Source organism: Bacillus sp. SG-1, assembly GCF_000181495.1.
GTDB lineage: Bacteria > Bacillota > Bacilli > Bacillales > Bacillaceae_B > Rossellomorea.
In genome coordinates this window covers 433,100-452,071 of the sequence record NZ_ABCF01000001.1, presented here as the reverse complement: position 1 = coordinate 452,071, position 18,972 = coordinate 433,100, and the positions used below count along the sequence as shown (strand labels likewise).

Below are 18,972 nucleotides of genomic sequence, written 5' to 3'. Positions count from 1 at the left end.
GATCTTCGGTACTCTTTTTGATAAATCGAAAACCAAAAATTAGATCCTTTGATCCTCGTTACCAACAGCAACAGCCAGCATCCGTGCAGCCGCTTCCGGTGATTTCCCTTGACTGATCGCTGTTATAACGGAAACACCGTCAGCCCCTGCCCCAATGATTGGCGCAGCATTTTCGGCCGTAATGCCTCCGATGCCTACAAGCGGAATAACAATGCCGGATTCGCGCAATTCCTGGATGAAGGTCAATCCTTGTACCGCCTTGGCGTCTTCCTTCGTTAATGTTGGATAGATCGGTCCGATGCCAAGATAATCAGCTCCTGCTGCTATGGCGTGCTCCGCTTCCTCCAGAGTATGTGCAGAGACCCCCAGGATTTTCTTATTTCCGATTTTTCGACGGACGTCTTCTGCTGGTTCATCTTCCTGACCGATATGAACCCCATCGGCATCCAGTTCAACCGCCAGTTCGATATCATCATTGACGATGAACGGAATCTGGTTTTCCTGACAGATAGATTGCAGCCTTTTGGCAAGCTGGAGTTTATCCTCACCTTGGAGGCAGCCGTTTCCTTTTTCACGGAATTGGAAGAGTGTAATGTCTCCTTTGATGGCGCCACGAAGCACTTCTTCCGGATGTTGAAGACAGTTGGCGCTGCCCATGATGAAATAGACTTTAAGAAGTTCTTTTATTTGTTGGCTGCTATAGGTCATTCGTCACGGTTCCCTTCTTACGCCGGTTAAAGGCCCAATGATTGGTCGGCCCGTGTCCATTCCCAAGTCCCAGATCATCTTCAATGGCGGCTTTGATGAAGTCCTTGGCCCGCTCAACGGCTACAGGGACAGGCAGCCCGTCTGCCAGACCAGCTGTAATCGCAGCAGAGTAGGTACAGCCTGTGCCATGCGTGTTGCGGGTGCCGAATCTCTTGGAGGTGAATTCATAAAATTCCTCCCCGTCAAACAGTAAATCAGAAGCATAGTCAGCAGTATCGTCGTGTCCGCCCTTGATGATCACATGCTTGGCGCCCATTTCGTGGAGCTTTCTTGCAGCTTCCTTTTTGCCTGCGGCCGTATTGATGTTTGCTCCCGTCAGTACTTCAGCCTCCGGAATATTCGGGGTAATGATCATCGAAAGAGGAATGAGGTATTCCTTCATCGCAGAAATCGCTTCTTTCTGAAGGAGGCTTGCCCCGCCTTTGGCAATCATGACCGGATCGATCACAATATTTTTCCATTGATACCGCTCTATCTCACGGGAAACCCTCTCTATGATTTCCGCATTAAAGAGCATTCCGGTTTTCACTGCATCAGGCGGAAGGTCTTCCCCGATGGATTGGATTTGGCTGACCACCGCATCGGCATCCATCGGAAAAACACCCTGGACGCCAGTTGTATTTTGCGCGGTGACAGCAGTGAGAGCCGACATGCCAAATACGCCGAGTTCCTGGAAGCTTTTTAAGTCTGCCTGAATCCCGGCTCCGCCGCCGCTGTCAGATCCAGCAATCGTCAATGCTTTATTTACGTTCATCTGACATTCCTCCTTACTGACTGATTTTTTCAAAAGAACCACGTTTTACAACATCTGAAACATTGATGTTATAAAGGCTGTTTAGTAACTCGATCTGGAAGGTTCCGGGACCTTGATCCCCTATTGCTCCCGCAGCAAGTTCTGCTGCTGTTCCGTACACTACAAGTGCCGCCACGGCCGCTTTGACCGGGTCTTTTTCAACTGCTGAGAATGCGCCTATGACCGATGTTAACAGACAACCCGTTCCAGTGACTTTCGTTAGCAGAGGGTGCCCGTTGTTCACAAGGTAGGTGGTCTCACCGTCTGACACAACATCCTGTTTTCCGGTTATCACCGCAACCGTTCTGAGTTCTTGAGCCGCCGTTTTCGCAAGTTCATGTGTATTCCCCTTTGCTTCACCGGCATCAACTCCTTTAATGTCCCACTGCTGTCCGGCTGCATTGGCGATTTCGGCCGCATTTCCTCTAAGAATGGATATATTCAATTCGCTCAGTACTCTTTTGGCTGTTTCGGTCCTGTAAGTCGTCGCTCCGACCCCAACCGGATCGAAAATGATCGGTACCTCATGTGTGTTCGCTGATTCCCCGGCGATCAGCATGCTCTTTACTTCTTTTTCCGTCAATGTCCCCATATTAAGGACGAGCGCTCCGGCTATTCCAGCCATTTCTGCCACCTCTTCATGGGCATAAGCCATGACAGGTGAAACACCCAGCGCCAAAAGGCCATTCGCTGTAAAATTGGTCACCACAACATTGGTAATATTATGGATAAGCGGGTTCACTTCCCTGACTTTATCTAGAAGACTTCCAATCTCTTGAATTTTCATTATCTTTCCCTCCTTTTATTTCTTAGTTCATGACAAGTCCGCCATCGACGACAAGATTCTGTCCTGTGACAGCCCTTGCCCATGGGGAAGCGAAAAATACGATCGCATCGGCTACCTCAGCGGGATCTGTGACTTTTTTCAAAGGAGTGGAAGATTCAATGATCTCGAACACTTCTTTGGAAGTAGCTGCACTGGCATCGGTCACTCTCAACAGGCCGCCTGATACCATATTGGCCGTAATACCGTATTGCCCCAGCTCATTCGCCATATTCCTTGTAAAGCCCAGTAATGCAGCTTTGCTTGTCGTGTAATCATGATAAGGAACGACTGGATTTTGAAAAAGATTGGTTCCGACAGAGATAATGCGCCCAAATCCGACCTCTTTCATATCCTGAAGACCTGCTTGTGTGGTATTCAATGCTCCCCGCACGGCTCCTTCAAGCTGCAGATTGTAATCGTCCCAAGAAATCGTTTCAGCATTTTTCTTGGATACCGGATCGAATTGAAAATTTACGAGCGCATTATTGATGATGGTCGTAACCGGTGAACCGAAGCGGTCTTTGGCTTCCGCGAACATGTCCTGTACCTGTTTGGCATCCCTTACGTCCGCCCTTACAGCAATTGCCCGTTCCCCGATTTCTCTTTGCAACTCACAGGCTTTCTCCTCACTATTAAAGTAGTTGATTACCACTCTGGCTCCTTCTCTGGCAAATGCCGCCACCGTTTCTTTCCCGAGACCTCTGCTTCCGCCTGTTACAAGAACTACCTGCTCTTGAAGTTTCATATACAAACCCTCCTATGTCCGAATAGACCCAACTCATTAACTGCCCCCTGGTAAAATAAAAAAACCAGATCCACTTAAGGACCTGGTTTGGTTTGAAGTATGTAAAGGAAATAATCGTTCCCTTAATGACTACTTTCCCACGCTGGTATAATCCAGATCAGGTCCAAAGGGTAAAAAACAGATCGGTTTTTTTCTCAGCCCGCGCAACAGGCACCCCTAGCAGTAAAACTATGTAGTTGGTTGAGTTCATCTTAATCCTAAATTTAGTTTCTGTAAAGTCTCTTGCTTATTTTTGGCCTTCTTTTAAAACTTGAATCTCCTCTTGGTAACCTTCTCTTTAACATACTGAAAGCCATACAGCATCAGGGATTGAATGAAAAAGATAAGCGACACTTGCTTTTCTTTTAACCCGAATATGGAGGCAATACCCGATCTGGTAAGAAATTTCACGAAAACATAAATAAACAAACAATCCACAAGGAGGTTAACCAAAGTGAACCTCAAAAACTTCCCATACGTCCATTTCATAATCCAAATTGATCCTATAAAGAATGGACTCAAAAAAGGTATGATTCCAGGAACTTTCGGATGAATTTTTTCATAGATCAACCACCATCTCCTCTTTTTAGCTATAAAATCGACCACTGCCATAATGGAAATAATAAAGATTCCTGCTGGCATGAATCTTTTAAATGACTTTTTTCCAATCAAAGGGAGTGATAGAAAAGGGAGAACCAGCATGGAACCTAATAATATTTTCGGATATCTAATCATCTTCATCCACCCCTTAAAGTTAGGATACATTGCAGGTGATTATGTATTTTTTGATTTTGACTTCACCGCAAATCCCATCAAAATACGAGGTACGTCATAAAGCCAGGATTCCCACTAACAGGGTTTTATTGATTTCACCATAAAAAGAAACTTATACTCGTTATGTATAGACAAGACATGGAGAATATCATGCCGATTGTATCATTTCCCCTTGAATATCAACGTGATGACCATCAATTAACAATCTGATCAACAACGACCATGAGCAAAGAGAAACTCTCTTATTCGTGACTTTCTCTTTAACATATTGAAAACCGTACAACAGCAACGCTTCAATGAAAAGAATGAGCGACAGGTGAATCTTTTTTATCCTGACGAGCGATGCGATTCCAGACTTGGTTAAATAGTTTACAAATACATAAGTGAACAAGGAATCCACAATCAAGCTTATTAGAACAAATCTCGTAAATTTCCCATATGTAAGTTTTAATATCCACCTATAAAAAAGGGGCCGATGAAAGGAGTGATACCAGGGATTCGCGTATGAAGTTTTTCATACCACCACCATTTCCACTTCCTGGCCATAACACTGACTGCCCCGACAACTAGACTGATTAAGATTCCTGCTGGCATAAAACGTTTGAACGTTTTTTTCCAATCAAAGGGATTGACAGGAATGGAATAACCACCATGGCTCCCAATAAGAGCTTCGTGTTTCTTATCATCTTAATCCCCTTTACAATTAGGGTGTTAGACATTACGTGTGTACTTCTTGGTTAATAAATATTTCAACACCCAGCCAACCAAGATTCCAGGGACGATACATAACATGGGGAGCCACAAAACACCGCCTACCCCCAAAATATTCATTGTACCGGAATACATGACCCCTACCGTAACGAAATAAGCAGAAAACACAAATGGAAGATAGGAAAATGGTTTCTTTCCTCCTCCAGCATCCTTGAACGCATCCCACATCGCAAAAAAGTATATACATGGATAAAACATCAGCCATTGTTTGTCTGCAATCAGCTCCGCCTGCGTAAATTCTCCGTTGAAGCTGAGATAAATGACCTGATTGAAATGGGAGTATATATTGACCAGCACCTCTAAAAAGAGAAATAATATCCCCTTTATATACCTGCCATTCAGGATTTGACCGAAACCCGGAAGAGCGATACTCCAGACCAGACTCTCAATCGCTTTGTCTCGTTTTACCATGTCGGTATCACTTACGCTTTGACAAGCTATCGTGGTCCGTAGCTGTAGGAGGCTGCTCCATCCAGCCGTTCTCGATTAAGAGGTTCATTCCATCTTCCGCAAGTATCCCAATTTCAGCTATCATTTTCATGTAAGCCGCTGAAAAATCCCGTCTTTGAGACATTGACAATGCCTCCCCATAATAACCAACAGCAGAAGAAAGCAGCGTCGTGACATGGTATAACATCAGCTTATCGGAAAAAGGTGGAACAGTTGAATCGGTTACTTCAGTCTCAAATGTTGTTGGAACATGCAGGTTATCTTCCTTTAACATTTGTGACAGTCGTTCATATTGCTTCTGACATACCTTTCTTCCTCTGTCCATATAGTCGCGGACCTTTTTAGACCGTGCCACTTGACCAAAACCTAATTCCAGTACCATTTTCCCTACTGTTTTTTGGATATTGAGGTAAGTACCGCTAATTTCAATTGCATTAATAGGACGCCGGTCACCGAACCAACCGGTCATAAACGATTGTTTGTCAATAAAGTCCACCTTTGCTTTATTGTTAAGCACCGGCGGTTTGCTGATAATCCCTTTTTCCAACAAGATTTTGCTTGTCTTTTCGTAAAGCTCCATCGTTTCTTTTATACATTCACTAATATACTTTATATAGTCTTCCCGTAAACAACCGGCTATCCCTCCTGAATATCTGGTCATGCCATGGATTGCCATGATATGCACATAGACAATCATATATGTATCTGTAAATAAAGGAGGTGCGCCAACCGTCACATCTTCATCTGTGAATCCCGCTGGTATCGGTTCATTCTCTGCTTTTAAAAATTGCTTGACTTTAACGACATGCCCTTCTGCAAGTCCCAAGGCAAACTCAAGAACACCCCTGATTTGCTCATCTTTGACATGTTTTAAAAAATATTTAAAGACACATATTGAAAGAGTGTCATTAATATATTGCGACCAAAATAGGCCATGTTCAGAAGCATTCATATTCACCTGGTGATTTCCCATTAACCATATCTCCCTTCCATATACTGTACATTAGTTTAACCCCGTTCATAATGATTCATTCAAATTTGACACTATTTTGCCTGGATTATTAGAGAATGCTTTTTCAAGCCCTCAAACGTTTAGAAATGCTAGGCCCTTTTGTGATTTAAGGGCGTATTGCCTTTATAAATTTCCTTGAGACACTTTTCTGGTTCCTGAGCGTTCAAAAGTGTCTCTACAACCTCTCTTGAGACACTTTCAAGAATCCCGGGCGTTCAAAACTGTCTTTAAAAACTCTCTTGAGACACTTTGGCGGGTCCCTGGCGTTCAAAACTGCCTTTAAAACCTCTCTTGAGACACTTTCGAGGTTCCCGAGTAACCAAAACTGTCTTTAGAAACTCCCTTGTGACACTCTCGAGGGCCCCGAGCATTCAAAACTGCCTCTAGAAACTCTTTTGTGACCCTTTCAAGGTTCTCGAGTAACCAAAACTGTCTTTAGAGATACTTAGACGGACCCCGAAAGGTTTCCCAGGCGCCATATGCACCTTTACATAACCGCTTTTCTTAGGTTTCCCAAACACTATGCCCTCGACACCTAGCGTCTGAATAAGATAACCCCCACTAGCAAACCATATAAGCATACTTCATAGGACTTGGTGGGAAACTCACAATGCAAAAGAAATTGTTAAAGATCTTTTTAGGTATTGGCATGGTTTTAGTCCCATTTGCTTTTACAAGAGAACGGCTGAAAGACTGGATTCTTGTTTTTTTCCTAAAAGGCTACCTATCCAGTTTTATTGCCACAATGGTAGTGAAAAATAAGAATATCAGTTACCCGGTCAGGTTTATGCCAAAATACTTTAGTATCAGTGTAGTGTTTGATTATCTGCTGTTTCCTTTGTTATGTGTTTTTTATAATCGGACTTCACTCTCTTCCAAGCCTATCCCTCTTATCGGGCAATCGTTCCTTTATGCCATACCAATGACATTGCTGGAGAGTTTGCTGGAGCGATATACAGACTTGATCAAGTATAAAAAGAATTGGAATTGGATCATCACCTATGGCACACTGGTAACCACCTTTTTATTCGTACGTGGCTTTATGGCAGTCACAAGAAAATACAATATAGAAAAAGAGGTTCACCATCATCACCAATATGATTGACCACCCATACCACAAAAAAAATCGAGCATAGAACCTCAGGGGTCCTATACTCGATTTTTCTTTATTACTTCAAAAACGCTTGATAGTAACGAGTCATCGCTACTGCGAAATCTCCGCGTGTTACTTTCTCTTCAGGACTGAAGGAAGCCTTAAGAACCGGTATCAGGTCATAAGGTCCTTGCTCTGTTGAGAACTGCGCGTTAAGGATGTTCAGGTCCAGTGCAAGCTGCACATAACCTTTTAGTTCTGCCGGTACATTTCCAGCATCTTCAATTGCGATTCTTTCATCTTTGTACTGAACTGTTAAGTTACCATCAAATTGCTTTGCTTCTTCTTGCAATCCAAGCGCTTGAACAAGGGAATAAGCAAGTTCTGCACGAGTTACACTTGCGTTAGGAGAAAATTTCCCGCTTCCATCTACAAGCACAACTGGATTTTGAGTGTGGCTCTCATCGCGGAAAGCACCACCTTTTGCAACTGCTGCTTCTACAAACGCTCTATCTTCTGCTTTTACATCCTTGAAAGTCCCTTTTGGATCACCAGGAAGTGACTGGCGAATCTCAGCTCCCATTACCAGGTAGCGGGCAAGATGCTTTCTATCAAGGTTTGCATCAGGATTGAAATCTCCACTTGAAAGACCATCAAACAAACGTTCTTTGATTCCCATTTGGATGGCAGATGCAGCAGGATGCCCACTGATATCGTTCAGGCCGTCAAACCCGCTGACTTTTGTGAAAGCCAATTGTCCATCAACCGTTTCTGGAAGGCTCACACTAAGAGGGTTTGCTGCATTTCCTTTCAGTCCTCTTAATTCCGCTTTCCATACACCAGGCTGAGGAGAATTAACAGAAACAGTGCGGTCAGTATACAAAGGAAAGAGCAAGCTGATACCTGAGCTGTATTCCTCTCCATTTGGTGCAATCAGAACAAGGTTTACCGGATTTCCTGTTTCTTCAAGAAGTCCTTTTGCATTGACTTTTGCTGTAAGGGAAGATACCCCTTCTTCAACATTGAATTCATGCTGGTTAGTTGATACAAGTTTCATAGGATCATAATCAACTGAAAAGTCTTCACGAGTAGTTTCAGCTTCTACAGAGCTGTTAAAGTTTTGATTCACATTAAGTGTTTTACCGAACTCTTTGCCGTTGTAGATGGCATCAAGAGCTGCATAAGCATTCACATAGCCAGCTCCCACTTCCCAAGATTCATATCCTGGCATATTAGTAGCTGTTTGCTGAAGGATATTTTTCACTTCAGCTGGAGATAGAGTTGGATCAGCTTCAAGCATCAAAGCAACGATACCGGCAACATGAGGAGTTGCCATCGATGTACCACTCATTGTTGTATAGTATGGTACGTGTGCAGGATCAAGAGTTTCAACATCATCCTGAATCGCAAGGCTTGATACAGGAGCGATTACACGTGTCGATACGATATCCACACCAGGTGCAGTTAGAGAAGGCTCATCTTTCCACGTCCATTCCTGGCCGTCCATAACAAATGTTCCGCCTACTCCTTTTGTCCCTCTGGAAGAGAAGTCAGCAAGCGTACCGTCTTTAACGCCAGCTCCTACAGAAATGACCCATGGTGCTTTCGCATAAGGGTTATGAGTGTTTTCGCCAGGTCCTTCATTTCCTGCCGCGAACAAAACAGTGATGCCTCTGTCATACGCTTTTTTACTTGCAATGTTGATTGGATGGTTAGGATCGAAATCTCCCGAAGAACCCCAAGAGTTTGTGATGACTTTAATTCCGTACTGATATTGATTTGCGATTGCATAATCAAATCCGCCGATTCCATCAAGAACGAATAATGCTGCGCCGGATCCATAACCGATCAAATCCGCTCCAGGAGCTGCACCTTCATATTTACCTGAAGACATAGCACCTGTTCCGCCAACTGTACCCGCAACGTGTGTTCCGTGACCGGAGTTTGTATCCGTGTTGGCCACGTTTTCTTGATATGTTACTGGTAAAAGTGATGGAGACAAAGCATTCAGATTAGTAGATGCCATTACGTTTTGAACAAGATTTCTTCCTAGTTCATGGTCTTTGTGAGTACCGTCTACTCCACTGTCATTGACTACTACACCGACGCCTTCACCCGTTACAGGGAATCCGCCATTTACTTCTTGAAAAGATCTGTCAGTTCTTGCTTTGTCAACGCCTGTGATGGCTGTTGCATCTGCATTGAAGTATTCCAATTTCTCATTTAGATAGATGGATTGAACTTCAGATGATTCTGCAAGTTTTTCAATCCCTGCTTTAGTAGCTACAATCCCAGCCATCGGAAGGGATTTTAAAGTAACCCCTGTCGTTACTCCGGCTGCTTTTAAAAGATCAAGATGTCCTGCTTCAGGAGCACCGTCCCCTTTGAATGTAACAATCGCTTCTACAGATGTTGCGTTCTCCAGTGTTTTAAAGATCTTGGAATCTACCACAGCCCCCGTTGTCGTCTGTGCAGCAGCACCTCCGACGAAGAAGGAAGGAATGATCAAGAACACAGCCAGTAAAATCATACTAATTCGCTTCATAGTATTCCCCTCTCTCTTATTCTATTATTTAAGGCCAAAAGCTTTTTCAACTGCTTTGTATGCATCGATATAACCTGCACCTGTTTCCCAAGCTTCATAACCTGGCATTGGCTTAGCTGTCTCTTCAAGTATACTCTTCACTTCTAATGGTGTAAGAGTCGGATCTGCATCAAGCATTAGCGCAATCACGCCGGCAGCATGTGGTGCAGCCATTGAAGTACCGCTCATTGTTGTGTAGTAAGGGATATGTGCCGGATCAATATTTTGTACATCCTTTGCTGCTCCTAGTGCCACAAGCGGTGAAATTACGCGTGTCGAGATAATGTCGACGCCAGGTGCCGTGATAGTCGGTCGATCGGACCAAGTCCACTCCATTCCGTCCACGACTACTGTACCACCCTTGCCTTTTTCTCCTCTGGAAGAAAAGTCAGCAAGCTCATAATTGTCATTTCCTGCAGCTACTGTAACTACCCAAGGAGCTTTCTTGTAGTTTCCGGAGATCGTTGCCGCATCAGGTCCTGAGTTTCCTGCTGAGAAGACTGTAATGATTCCTCTGTCAAATAGTTTCTTTGTTGCGATATTGATAGGATCATATGGATCAAATGCTTGACCTGCCTGGCTAGTAGCTCCCCAGGAGTTAGTGATGACACGGATGTTGTATTCTCTTTGGTGAGTCAAGGCGTAATCAAATCCGCCGATAGTATCCAGCATCGCCAGCCCTGCACCAGAACCATATCCGATCAAGTCTGCAGCTGGTGCAGCACCTTCATACTTTCCTCCCGACATCGCTCCTGTACCGCCAACGATACCAGCAACATGAGTTCCATGTCCTGAGTTGTTATCTGTATTCGGTACATTTTCCGTATATGTAACCGGAAGGATTCCACTTAATGCATTCAGGTTGGTTGAGCCCATGACATTTTGAACAAGGTGACTGCCGTATTTCAGATCATTGTGGGTACCATCCACCCCGCTGTCATTGATGACGACTCCGATGCCTTTCCCGGCAACAGGAAAACCGCCATTTTCCTTCGTCCAAGCTGAGTTGGTACGAACTTCATCCACACCAGTGATGGAAGTTGCATCTTCATTTTCATACTCCAAAGCCTGGTTCAAGTAAATGGACACAACTTCAGAGGATTCTGCAAGTTTTTCTACCTGGCTTTTAGTGGCCAGCACTCCTGCCATTGGCAGACTTTCAAAGCTGATACCTGCATTAATGCCAGCTTTCTTCAAGATATCTGCTCTGTTATCCAGAACCCCATCTTTGAAAGTGACAATCACTTCCACCGGCTCCAATGCTGAAACCAGCTTCTCCACAAGGTTTTCATCTACAACTGCCTTGCTGTCCATTGAATTACTCGATGCCTCATGAGCCCAAGAGGAAGAGAACACCGAAATCATCAACAGCAACGAAATAAGTATTGATTTGATTTTCATTTTTTCATCTCCTTTCATTATAATCATTGTCTCACTTCCCCAATTTTCTGACTATTATGCAACAGGAGTAAAAAGACAGAGCAGGAGTTGTATATGAATACTACTTTAGTAGTAATGGGACTAGTACTTTTTAATAGGAAGAAACCGTTGATTTGTGAGGTTACGAGGGTAATAGAGGGATCGTACACAACCTAAGTACCCCATTCAGGACATAAAAAACGGTCAGAGGCTTATGCCTTGACCGTTTCCATATATTACATACTGATACTTTTCCCTCTCCCCTTCTTCAGGGCATTAACTACCAGAAAACCTACTATAAGCAGAAAGATGTAGAACAGGGTGTAGAACGTAGGAGTAAGGAGGACTGACAGTGTCTCTGAAAAAGATAAATCTGAGAAAACAGCGAACCCCTTTCCTTCTGCATTCCGTTCGATTCCGGGTAACCCTCCTTCTGTCAGATAAAAGAAAGCCAGGTTTGAGAAGAAGAATCCCAAGATGAGGACAATTAGTACATTCACCTTTGTAGTCTTAAAGAGGATTCCCAATACCACACCCATAAGCAAAAAAGCTGCAGGATACCAAAAAAGCAATGCTGCAAAAGAGGTCAATTCCTCAACTCCTTTTTGAATATTCGGAAATATTATAACATGACTTGTTGGATAAATGTGGGATTACTTCAAAATAAAAAAGCTGCCCACTAAAGGCAGCTTTTCTGATACAAAGAAAGTTTGAGCTGGAAGTTGATGTAGGTCCATCAGGCGTTTCTTCTATTATTTTTGATACCTGGCAGACAGTAGAATATAATCACTATAAGGACGAACGCATTGCTCAATCTAACCATCACTTATATGAGAAGGAAGATCATTCCCCTACGAATAACTGCCTTTACTGCACCTCTTGTGTCCCAGTTAATTTAAATGTGAGGTGACCAAATGATAAAGAAGAAAAGATTCATCTTTTTATTTATTGCGGTAGGTTTGATTTCACTTTTTGTTTTCCTTCATAACAGACCATCAGCTGATGTAGATGAAGTATTTTTACTTCCCGAAGGATTTAAGGGGTGTGTCTATATACACTATAATCAACCTGATGGTCAAAAACTTGAAGTTACAGATAAAAAGATTTTCTATAATGTTCCGAGGAGTGGAATCATTCACACATCTTCCCCTGCTGATTTTGCAAATTTAAGTTGGCATAAAATCTATGTCCAATATGTCAATAATGATGGAGAAAGATTAGATGAAGCCCAGGATGTAACAGCCAATTATAAAGGCGGGATGAGTTCCTCAAATAATGACAAGACCTCCGAAAGAAGATGGTTTTTATTTAATGAAAATGATTCATGTCATTAGGTGCAATTTTATATTTCAACAAAGTTTGAAATTGTTCCCCATACTCAAGAAGTCGGCGGCAAAGGCACCAATTTGTTCTGCACTGCATAAATCACGACCTGCGAACGGCTCTTCACATTCAACTTTTTAAAGATGTTGCTCACATGAATTTTGACCGTTTTGTCACTGACGTAGAGACGCTTGCCAATTTCTTTGTTTGATAATCCTTCGACCAGACAGCCGAGGACTTCCCGCTCTCTTTCAGTGAGGGAATTATCATCCCTGTCCTGCCTTTGGTTCTGCTGATGAAAGGTTAGCAGTTTTCTAGTCAGGGAAGGATGAATGACAGATTCCCCTGAAAACACGGTTCTTACTGCCTCCACCACTTGCTCTGATGGGGCGTCTTTTAAAAGATATCCGTCTGCGCCTTCTTTAATGGCCGCCATGAAATATTCTTCATGGCTGTGCATGGTCAGCATCAGTACTTTGATGTGCGGATACTGCTGTTTAAGGACCTTCGTTACCTCTACTCCATTCATCCCAGGCATATTGATATCCATCAGAATAATATCCGGATCCAACTCCCTTACTTTACTTAGCGCATCACTTCCGGAAACGGCTTCCCCGACAACGTTTATATCATCTTCAGACTCGAGGATGGTTTTCAGGCCATCCCGGAGTACCGCATGATCATCCACTAACATTAATTTGATCATAGTCTTTTTCTCCTTCCAATCCCATCTTTGGCACGATGATGGTCACTTCTGTACCTTCTCCTTCTTTACTGTCAATCTGCAGGGAGGCATTGATCTTTTCGGCAGAGTCATTGATTTGCAGGATGCCGAAATGAGGGCGTTCCCTCGCATTGAGCATCGCCTGGAAAAGCGAGAATCCCACACCGTCGTCTTTGATTCGGAGCAGAATATTTTCAGATTGATAGCTCAAAAGGATTTCTATTGAAGAAGCCTTTGCATGCTTAATGACGTTCTGTAAACTTTCTTGAAAAATATCAAACAATACCTTTTCCACCATCGAACTCAATTCAATTTCTTCTCCTCTGATTTCAAAGGAGATATTGAGATCGAATTCCTTCTTGACCGCCTCGATTTTTGAACCTACTGCTTTGGACAGGCCTACCCTTTCTGTAGGATACGGCCTCAACGCATAGATGGATTCCCTGACTTCTCGTAAGCTGTCCCGCAGTCCATAGACACTTTCATCCATGAGTTTCAGGGTCTCCTCCGGCTTTTTATTGAACCTGCGCCCGGCGGATTCTAATTTCATGATGGCCCCTGCAAGAGTCTGAGCGATTCCATCATGGATATCCCTCGCAATCCTATTCCGTTCTTCCAGCAGGATCCGCTTTTCCTTTTCTTTAAAAAGCATGCGTGTCTTGATGGTCACCGCCAGCTGGTTCGAAAGCGTTGCAATCGATTGGACGTCTTCATCTGTAAAACTTTTTGTCCTGTTCCTCGCGGCAACAAGCATTCCCACCGTTTCTTTTTCAACACGAAGCGGAAAATACACAAAGGCTTTGAGGCGGTCATTGAATAAGCTTCTGGATTTAGTTAAGTTAGTCCGTAAATCACCATGTATAATGGGCTCTTTCACTTCTTCAAACTCATTTGCCACTTCCTGGTCAAGCTCCGTATGCTGAACGTTGTCCCCTTTCTGGAATTGCATATACCAGTTCCCATCTTCCTTCACCCATAGTGCAAATGCATCTGCATTGATGAATTCTGAAAAATTGTGCTTCAATTCATGCAGCCAGCGTTCTCCTGGTACAAACTGATTAAGTTGGGAAGTGATGATAAAAAGCGACTTTAACCTTTTCTTTTCGGCACGCAGCCCCACAATCGCAGAGCTTAAAAGTGCAAAACCGACCAGCGGGGAAAAGAAAAAGAAGTATGAAAAAACATCGATTTCTCCCCTGTTCTGGCTTCCAAGCACATATAACATACCGCCATACAGCAAAGAAATAAGCACACAGTTTAATTCGGTAATCGTTTTCGTCGCCCACGCCTTCAATGTGTAAGCTTGCGGACGGATCAACAGAACGATATCGACTATAAGATTATTCACTAAGAAAAAGAATAACTGCAGGAAGAAATACTGTGTAATTCCCAGTAAGAAAGGGGTTTCTATAGCATTTTGAATGAACGGATCGAGCATTTTAAGAAAAACTGTTGCGACATACAGGCTGAGGACCAGCTGGGCAGGGTTGAAAATGATCGTCCTGAGAGGCCGCTGATGTTTAATGTTCACCAGTAGAACCGCAGCCGCGTAGGTCAGGGCTGCAACTGAAAAACCAAACAACAGGAAAATGACATAAACAATCGGAAACGTGATGGCCGTAAAACCTCTCCACACGGGCATCGGATAATATTCACTCACCATCAAAAATAGGAATAATAGAAAAAGAATCAGATAGTTTCCGATCGGCTCGACCGAAAGCAGTGCGGAAAACACTGTCAGCCAGCCTAGGAAAGAAATCATATATAAATAGACCCGTGAGTAAAGTTCCCTCTTTTCAAAAAGTGCCGGTTTCACCTTAACCCCCTCCTGATTTTTTCTAATTTTCGATAAATTCCCCTTTATATAATGTTATACTATCTGTCCTATATTTGTAGATAGTGAATATGGACTAAAATCATTCCATAATATTGCAATTCGCACCCCTGTTGTACACACTCATACCAGAGTTCTAGGCAGATTCGATAATCTATGTACATATCTTCACCTCATTCAGACCATTCGTGTACCAAGTGCCTCTTCCTAAGGACATGTCTCCACCTGAATCAGTCCACTCATGTACCAAGAGAACCATTCTTAGAACATGTCTCTACTTGAATTAGTCAACTCTTGTACCAAGTACTTAATTTTAGGCACATATCTTCTATTTATTCAAGACACTCGTATATCTAGAACACTATTATATACACACGTTTCCATTTCAATGAAAAAACTGCTTAAAAAGCAAAAAAAGCAGTCCCATGAAAATTATCATAGAACTGCTTTATTTAGGTCTCTTTTAATCTGGCAATTATTGTTGAGTATAAATAGACACTGAACCGCCATTAACATGGAAATTGCCCCAGCCATCATTATTGATGACGACTTGAGTACTATTATTGCCGGTTGTATCCACCCATGTTTCACCAGCATTTCTTTTTCCAACATACATCCACTTATTACCGCCGGGACCGTCCGTAATCAAAGTTGCCAATCCTGATTTGGAACGGGTTGTATTTCCTTCCCTAGTCCATCCAATAATGTCCCAGTGGTCAAGGTAGTCATGCTGGGTCCCGTAAGCATAGTTTTTACGAGCTTTGAGGATAGGTTCCAATTCACTTTGCAGTGCAGGAACTTCATAGGATGTATTGCCTTTTGTTCCATAGTAGTCTCCGTAAAATAGCGTTGGATATCCTTGAGAACGCGTAAGGATAAAAGCGTATGCCAGCGGCTTAAACCATGGCTGAACCGTTGACTCTAATGCCTGACCCGGCTGGGAATCATGATTTTCTACGATAGTTACTGCTTTTGTAGGCTGACTGGCAACAAGCGTTCCATTCAGAATGTTTCTCATATCATAATTGCCTCCGCTGTTCGATGCATAATGAAAATTATAGTGCAACGGAACATCAAACGCAGAATGGGTCCAGCCTGTTTTCGATAAGTAATTTTCTATGGCGCTTAAGTCATTCTGCCAGTATTCAGCCACCGTAAACAATTCTTTTCCAGTATTACTGCGAACGGTTGATACCCAATCCTGCAGGTAAGAATGCTTAATATGCTTGACTGCATCTAAACGGAAGCCGTCTAAATTCAGCTCATTTGCATACCATGTTCCCCAATTTTTATACTCCTGTTGTACATCAGGATGATCGAAGTCCACATCAGCGTACATTAGATAATCATAGTTTCCTTTTTCACTTGCTACTTCCCAATCCCAAGCCTTGCCTGTGCCCCTGAACTTGTACACTCTGCTCAGCTTCCGGGATTCATCCCAATCTGTTCCATCAAAATGATACCATTGCCATTTAAAATTAGAATGAACATTATTTCTACCAGGAAAATCAAATCCAGTCCAAGCCTCAATTTGATAATCCCCTGAAGTTTCATAGTTTCGATTATTGGGATCTACTTCCACAGCAGTGACCGATTGCGTATAATCCGCTCCTCCTTTATGGTTCATCACCACATCTCCATACACCTGCAGTCCATTCTGGTGCAAGGAGGAAATTGCATTCTGCAATTGCTGCTTTGTTCCATATTTCGTCCTGGTAGTCCCCTTCTGGTAAAACTCCCCTAAATCATACAAGTCATAAGCTCCATATCCCACATCGTTTTGTGAAGTACCCTTGTAGGCAGGCGGAATCCATACAGCACTTATGCCAATATCATTAAGATGGGCCGCATCATTATTCAGCCGATTCCAATGCTCACCATCATTTGGCAGATACCACTCAAAGTATTGCATCAGCGTACCATTCGTGCTGGCGAGTCCCTGAACGGGTGCTGCAGATAAAAGAAGAAATACCGCGACTAAAATAACCATCATTCTTTTACAAACTTTCATAGTAATCAACTCCTTTAATTGTGTGAAAGCGTTTGCACAAATATAGATTATCATAAAAAACTATACTTTTATCAAGATATAACTATATGAATAATTTTTGACATTCCCTATAAAAAAATCTCTCCTGGAAAAAAGAGAGCTCCTGTAAAGTCATGGGTTAGAAAAAGCTAATAATAGGTACCTGCTCATAAACACAAGCCTGAAAAATTGTCAGGTGAATTACCCTTTTTCTTACCAATTGCCTTAATATGCTCCTTGCAACTAATTTAGGCTTCCCTTGTTATTGGAACTATCCTTTAACACTTTAAAGCGCTAAGAGGGACAGTCCCTCTTAGCGCTTTAAAGTGTTAAAGTCAAACTTATATAAAAAGCCCTGGAAGTATCCCCCCAGGTATGTTTTTGCGATTTATAAATCATCTCCAAAGCAATCTATAATTATGGTTTATTCTGGAGGAGGTGCAACCGGAAAGGACAATGTTGTAGTAGTCCCCTCATTTAACTTACTGGTTACTTTTATCTTCCCATTCATGATTTGCACCAACTGGAAGACCGTCATCATTCCAAGCCCGGTCCCATTCTTCCCTTTGAGTGAGAAATAAGGTTCGCCGAGACGTGTCACTTGTTCTTCAGTCATTCCTATACCAGTGTCTATGATCTTGATAAACACCCTATTGTCTTTTTCATAGCACTTTATATCGAGCACTCCTCCACTTTCCATTGCTTCAATACTATTCTTTAAGATATTAATCATCACTTGTTGGAACTTATTTGGTTCACCGATAATCGTATGCTTGTTAGTCAGATCCATGTTAACGATGACATTATTTTTCATCGCTAGCGGCAAAATGATTTCCTTGGATTTTTGTATTTCATTTCTTATATCTAAATTTACACTTGTTTCAGGATGTGGCTTAGCAAACGAAAGATATTGATTGATGACCTCAGTAGCCCGGTCGATTTCTTCCACTGCGATTTGTGAGAGTTCTTTGTTTGCGCGGATATTTGCGGAGTCTTCATGAATCAATTGCAAGAAGCCCCTTACTGTGGTTAAAGGATTTCTTACCTCATGGCTGATGCTCGCTGCCAAGTGGCTGACCACCTGCATTTTTTCAAATTTAACAGATTCCAGCTGCAGAATATTTGTCGTTTTGATGATTTCACATAAATAAAAAACCAAAAAGGTGGAACCAGCCAGCATGCCTGTATAAATCATAAAAGAAATATAATCATAAAAATCAAAGACCATAGAAGGGATAAAGAAACCAAAGAAAGAATATCCAAGCGATAACAGCGTAAAAAGGTAAACCCTTTCTGTCCATGTTTTACCCGATAACTTCCGTGACAAATATAAGATGGCGAGACCTGTAAGCAAGGTAATAATAACCGTAAACATCAGACCGGTTCCCGAAAGTGGAATTCGAATCACCACCATTACCACCGACAAGCCAAGTAATACTCTCTTTCCTCCATAAATTCCACCTAACAAAAAAGGAATCAAACGAAGGTCATAAACAAAACCATTTTTCAAATCTACAGATAGACATAAACTTAAAAAGATGAGAAGCGTACTAACAATAAAAATAAGGAGTGGTTTGTTTAGAAGATGATAGTATTTGTGTTTTGATTGAAGATAAAAATTTAACATTAATATGATTATGAGGATAACAAGGAGGTTGATCAGTAATCCATTCAATAACTGGGAATAAATCATTCTTCTACCTCCTCCGTCACAGGTCTATAGTACTCTTTAAATATATAAAACTTATAAGAAAATAGCAAAAAATATTTGATTTTACGCCAAAAAAC

The 18,972-nt window shown here is 42.4% G+C and carries 16 protein-coding genes and 1 riboswitch; of the genes, 2 read left to right on the top strand and 14 right to left on the bottom strand.

Features of this window, described 5'->3' with window-relative positions:
- Positions 1 to 39: 39 nt before the first annotated feature.
- The 7 genes from thiE to BSG1_RS02340 form a co-directional block, all read right to left on the bottom strand.
- A complete protein-coding gene (thiE, locus tag BSG1_RS02370; RefSeq protein ID WP_006835212.1) occupies positions 40 to 708 on the bottom strand; it encodes a thiamine phosphate synthase in 669 nt (222 codons plus the stop codon).
- Positions 698 to 1,522: a bifunctional hydroxymethylpyrimidine kinase/phosphomethylpyrimidine kinase gene (thiD, locus tag BSG1_RS02365; protein ID WP_044022222.1), complete on the bottom strand. Its 825-nt coding sequence runs from the start codon at positions 1,520 to 1,522 to the stop codon at positions 698 to 700. Before thiD ends, thiE begins: the two co-directional genes overlap by 11 nt.
- Positions 1,523 to 1,535: 13 nt before the next feature.
- Complete coding sequence (gene thiM, locus BSG1_RS02360) at positions 1,536 to 2,348, bottom strand: hydroxyethylthiazole kinase (RefSeq protein WP_006835210.1); 813 nt, start codon at positions 2,346 to 2,348, stop codon at positions 1,536 to 1,538.
- Between the two features lie 22 nt (positions 2,349 to 2,370).
- Complete coding sequence (locus BSG1_RS02355) at positions 2,371 to 3,132, bottom strand: 3-oxoacyl-ACP reductase (RefSeq protein ID WP_006835209.1); 762 nt, start codon at positions 3,130 to 3,132, stop codon at positions 2,371 to 2,373.
- Positions 3,133 to 3,249: 117 nt separating this feature from the next.
- Positions 3,250 to 3,360, bottom strand: a riboswitch (TPP riboswitch).
- A 75-nt stretch (positions 3,361 to 3,435) separates the two neighbouring features.
- Positions 3,436 to 3,906, bottom strand: a complete 471-nt coding sequence (locus tag BSG1_RS02350) for a hypothetical protein (protein WP_044022221.1) — start codon at positions 3,904 to 3,906, stop codon at positions 3,436 to 3,438.
- A gap of 750 nt (positions 3,907 to 4,656) precedes the next feature.
- Positions 4,657 to 5,127, bottom strand: a complete 471-nt coding sequence (locus BSG1_RS02345; protein ID WP_006835205.1) for a hypothetical protein — start codon at positions 5,125 to 5,127, stop codon at positions 4,657 to 4,659.
- Positions 5,128 to 5,134: 7 nt separating this feature from the next.
- Positions 5,135 to 6,139 carry a DUF3231 family protein gene (locus tag BSG1_RS02340; protein ID WP_006835204.1) on the bottom strand — a complete coding sequence of 335 codons (1,005 nt, stop codon included), beginning with the start codon at positions 6,137 to 6,139 and terminating at the stop codon, positions 5,135 to 5,137.
- Between the two features lie 649 nt (positions 6,140 to 6,788).
- Here BSG1_RS02340 and BSG1_RS02335 point away from each other — a divergent pair.
- Complete coding sequence (locus BSG1_RS02335; RefSeq protein ID WP_006835202.1) at positions 6,789 to 7,283, top strand: CBO0543 family protein; 495 nt, start codon at positions 6,789 to 6,791, stop codon at positions 7,281 to 7,283.
- A gap of 64 nt (positions 7,284 to 7,347) precedes the next feature.
- Here BSG1_RS02335 and BSG1_RS02330 read toward each other — a convergent pair whose 3' ends face one another.
- The 3 genes from BSG1_RS02330 to BSG1_RS02320 all read right to left on the bottom strand — a co-directional run bounded on the left by BSG1_RS02330 (position 7,348) and on the right by BSG1_RS02320 (position 11,864).
- On the bottom strand, positions 7,348 to 9,816 hold the full coding sequence (locus tag BSG1_RS02330) for a S8 family peptidase (RefSeq protein ID WP_156791340.1): 2,469 nt from the start codon (positions 9,814 to 9,816) through the stop codon (positions 7,348 to 7,350).
- 24 nt (positions 9,817 to 9,840) lie between these two features.
- Positions 9,841 to 11,256, bottom strand: a complete 1,416-nt coding sequence (locus tag BSG1_RS02325; protein WP_044022326.1) for a S8 family serine peptidase — start codon at positions 11,254 to 11,256, stop codon at positions 9,841 to 9,843.
- Positions 11,257 to 11,510: 254 nt separating this feature from the next.
- Positions 11,511 to 11,864 carry a hypothetical protein gene (locus BSG1_RS02320; protein ID WP_006835199.1) on the bottom strand — a complete coding sequence of 118 codons (354 nt, stop codon included), beginning with the start codon at positions 11,862 to 11,864 and terminating at the stop codon, positions 11,511 to 11,513.
- Between the two features lie 324 nt (positions 11,865 to 12,188).
- On the opposite strand from BSG1_RS02320, the gene BSG1_RS02315 reads away from it, so the two are divergent.
- The gene (locus BSG1_RS02315; protein ID WP_006835198.1) at positions 12,189 to 12,608 is read left to right on the top strand and encodes a DUF6843 domain-containing protein; all 420 of its coding nucleotides are present in this window, start codon (positions 12,189 to 12,191) and stop codon (positions 12,606 to 12,608) included.
- Positions 12,609 to 12,652: 44 nt separating this feature from the next.
- On the opposite strand, the gene BSG1_RS02310 is transcribed toward BSG1_RS02315, so the two are convergent.
- From BSG1_RS02310 to BSG1_RS02295, 4 genes are all read right to left on the bottom strand, one after another.
- Positions 12,653 to 13,303 carry a response regulator gene (locus BSG1_RS02310; RefSeq protein ID WP_006835197.1) on the bottom strand — a complete coding sequence of 217 codons (651 nt, stop codon included), beginning with the start codon at positions 13,301 to 13,303 and terminating at the stop codon, positions 12,653 to 12,655.
- Positions 13,278 to 15,137, bottom strand: a complete 1,860-nt coding sequence (locus tag BSG1_RS02305) for a GAF domain-containing sensor histidine kinase (RefSeq protein WP_006835196.1) — start codon at positions 15,135 to 15,137, stop codon at positions 13,278 to 13,280. Before BSG1_RS02305 ends, BSG1_RS02310 begins: the two co-directional genes overlap by 26 nt.
- 493 nt (positions 15,138 to 15,630) lie before the next feature.
- Positions 15,631 to 17,166, bottom strand: a complete 1,536-nt coding sequence (gene amyS, locus BSG1_RS02300) for an alpha-amylase (protein ID WP_044022220.1) — start codon at positions 17,164 to 17,166, stop codon at positions 15,631 to 15,633.
- Positions 17,167 to 17,608: 442 nt separating this feature from the next.
- Entirely contained in the window at positions 17,609 to 18,877 is a 1,269-nt protein-coding gene (locus BSG1_RS02295; RefSeq protein WP_006835194.1) for an ATP-binding protein, read from the bottom strand.
- Positions 18,878 to 18,972: the final 95 nt, after the last annotated feature.